The sequence below is a fragment of the Bacillus sp. CR71 genome (assembly GCF_003429245.1).
GTDB classification, from domain to species: domain Bacteria; phylum Bacillota; class Bacilli; order Bacillales; family Bacillaceae_G; genus Bacillus_A; species Bacillus_A thuringiensis_S.
In genome coordinates this window covers 742,407-742,722 of record NZ_CP031748.1, presented here as the reverse complement: position 1 = coordinate 742,722, position 316 = coordinate 742,407, and the positions used below count along the sequence as shown (strand labels likewise).

The following is a 316-nucleotide window of genomic DNA, read 5'->3' as shown; positions in this document are numbered from 1 at the left end:
TGGGCCTAAATGGACTCGAACCATCGACCTCACGCTTATCAGGCGTGCGCTCTAACCAGCTGAGCTATAGGCCCATATACTTACAGGGGCAGTAGGAATCGAACCCACACTGGAGGTTTTGGAGACCTCAGTTCTACCTTTAAACTATGCCCCTAAATGATGCCGGCTAGAGGACTTGAACCCCCAACCTACTGATTACAAGTCAGTTGCTCTACCAATTGAGCTAAGCCGGCATAAAAAAAATGGTGGCTCGGGACGGAATCGAACCGCCGACACGAGGATTTTCAGTCCTCTGCTCTACCGACTGAGCTACCGA

At 50.9% G+C, this 316-nt stretch carries 3 tRNA genes; all 3 read right to left on the bottom strand.

The features are described from left to right. The 3 genes from DOS87_RS03785 to DOS87_RS03775 all read right to left on the bottom strand — a co-directional run bounded on the left by DOS87_RS03785 (nucleotide 1) and on the right by DOS87_RS03775 (nucleotide 233). Nucleotides 1-74: transfer RNA gene (locus DOS87_RS03785), tRNA-Ile, on the bottom strand. A gap of 9 nt (nucleotides 75-83) precedes the next feature. Further along, a tRNA-Trp gene (locus tag DOS87_RS03780) sits at nucleotides 84-154 on the bottom strand. 6 nt (nucleotides 155-160) lie between these two features. Continuing rightward, nucleotides 161-233 (bottom strand) — tRNA-Thr (locus tag DOS87_RS03775). Nucleotides 234-316: the final 83 nt, after the last annotated feature.